The sequence below is a fragment of the Actinomycetota bacterium genome, assembly GCA_040755895.1.
Classification (GTDB): Bacteria; Actinomycetota; Aquicultoria; order Subteraquimicrobiales; family Subteraquimicrobiaceae; genus Subteraquimicrobium.
On sequence record JBFMAG010000140.1, the window covers coordinates 1 to 2,023 of the forward strand.

Sequence of the window (2,023 nt, forward strand, 5' to 3'; positions counted from 1 at the left end):
CATCGGGATCTTCTTTGTCTCGGCTAAAGGCGCAGAATTTGCACCTGTTAATACATACGTTGGTGGGATTGATATGTCTATTATTGATGAAATAAACGTAGTCGCCGGTTCTTCTCTGTTTTACCAGGTCGGCGAGGCAGCCAATTTGAAGCAGATCATCTGATTGGTAGAGTCTGATCCCATCCTCGTTCGAAAGTCGTTTCCCAGCTAGGACTTTTTCGAAAACATCGGATAAATTCCCGTCTTTAAGGAAACTTTGCACTGCCCTCTCTTGATATACACTCGAGGATTTCTCCGACATCGAGAACTCCTTAAAATGGGAGGGTTGAACTTGTAGTAGTATACCTTCTTTTTGAAATTCTTTGAAGACGTTTCTCTAAAAATTGTTTGAAAAACGGGGCTTTTGATATACAATTAGTAAGCGCTGGAGGCAAACAGGGATAAAATCCTAAATCCGAAGCAATAGATCCTAAACAATATATAAGTCCAAATGACCAAAAGCCGTATCCAAAGCCCGCAACTTTCCTTTCTAATGTAGGCTACTACCAGTTGGAGCTGGGGGATGGAGGAGAAAGGCTTTCGAGAGGGAGATAAGGTAAACAATCTAGCTTCGGCTGGGGAAAAAGAGAGATATGTTAAATCGATATTTTCCACCATAGCCAAACGTTACGATCTTTTAAATACGCTTTTAAGCTTCGGCTTGCATCGCCATTGGAAAAGATTTGCGGTAAAATTAGCTGACCTATCTCCTGGAGATACCGCTCTGGATATCTGCTCAGGTACCGGAGATCTGGCAATTCTTCTTTCCAGGAAGGTCGGATTGGAGGGGAAGGTCGTTGCCCTTGATTTTTGTCAAGAGATGCTGAAGCTGGCTCAGGAGAAAATCGAGGCGACGGAGATCAGCAATTGTACCTTTGTCCATGGGAATGCCGAAGAACTGGAGTTTCCGACGGAATCCTTCAACGCGGTGACTGTGGGTTTTGGCATGAGAAACGTCGCCAATATCGATAAGGTATTCAAGGAGATGCACCGAGTGTTAAAACCCTATGGAAGGGCAATTTGTCTGGAGTTCAGCCATCCCACATCCCTCATTTTTAGGATACTTTACGATTTTTATTCCTTTAAGATTCTCCCCAGAATCGGGGGGTTCATCTCCGGGAAGTCCGATGCCTATTTTTATCTACCTAATTCGATCAGGGAGTTCCCCAGCCAGGATGAGTTGAAAATCATCATGGAAAAGGTGGGCTTCAGCGAGGTTCGATACTACAATTTAACCGGAGGAATAGTGGCCATACATTTGGGAATAAAATGTTGATCACGGAGGTGGAAATTGGCCTTTAAAGACCTTCGAGAATTTATTGAATTTCTCGAGGTAAGGGGAGAATTGTGCCGGGTAAGCACGCTCGTGGATCCGGTCTTGGAGATAACCGAAATCATAGATCGGGTGAATAAAAGCCAGGGTCCTGCTGTTCTCTTTGAAAACGTTAAGGGATCGCAAATGCCCGTGCTCATAAATACCTTTGGTTCATTTAAACGGATGAGCTGGGCTTTGGATGCCGAGAACCTCGACCAAGTTGCGGAGAGATTGCAATCCCTGTTCCCATCGGAACTTCCCTCAACTTTTCGCCAGAAAATTAGCACCCTGTTGAAACTCAAGGACGTCACTCGTCTTCAACCCAAGCTCATTAAAAAGGCTCCATGCCAAGAGGTTGTGTTAAGTCGAAATTTCAGTTTGGAAATTTTCCCTATTTTAAAATGCTGGCCGAAGGATGCCTCTAGATTCATCACCCTCCCTTTGGTGGTCACCAAAGACCCTGTGACCGGTCGTCAAAATATGGGGATGTATCGTATGCAGGTCTTTGATGAGAGAACTTGTGGGATGCACTGGCACATGCATCATGATGGAGCCGAGATTTACCGAGAAAGTGTTAAGCGAGGTGAACCCCTTGAGGTCGCGGTAGCTTTGGGAGGAGACCCGGCCACGATCTATTCCGCAACTGCACCCCTTCCCCGTGGTTTTGAT

3 protein-coding genes are annotated in these 2,023 nt (G+C 45.3%); 2 read left to right on the plus strand and 1 reads right to left on the minus strand.

The genetic code is table 11. The annotated features are described in order from the left end of the window. A partial coding sequence (locus tag AB1466_06585) for a hypothetical protein (protein ID MEW6189749.1) occupies positions 1–301 on the minus strand: 301 nt, incomplete at its 3' end. Positions 302–562: 261 nt separating this feature from the next. Between AB1466_06585 and ubiE the strand changes: the two genes are divergently transcribed. After that, positions 563–1,315 carry a bifunctional demethylmenaquinone methyltransferase/2-methoxy-6-polyprenyl-1,4-benzoquinol methylase UbiE gene (gene ubiE / locus AB1466_06590; GenBank protein ID MEW6189750.1) on the plus strand — a complete coding sequence of 251 codons (753 nt, stop codon included), beginning with the start codon at positions 563–565 and terminating at the stop codon, positions 1,313–1,315. Positions 1,316–1,330: 15 nt separating this feature from the next. Next, the coding region (locus AB1466_06595; protein MEW6189751.1) for a UbiD family decarboxylase domain-containing protein at positions 1,331–2,023 on the plus strand (693 nt) is incomplete at its 3' end.

What these genes read in the sequence shown, in the direction of transcription:
- ubiE (MEW6189750.1), top strand. Translation starts at nt 563, where the DNA reads ATGGAGGAGAAAGGCTTTCGAGAGGGAGATAAGGTAAACAATCTAGCT.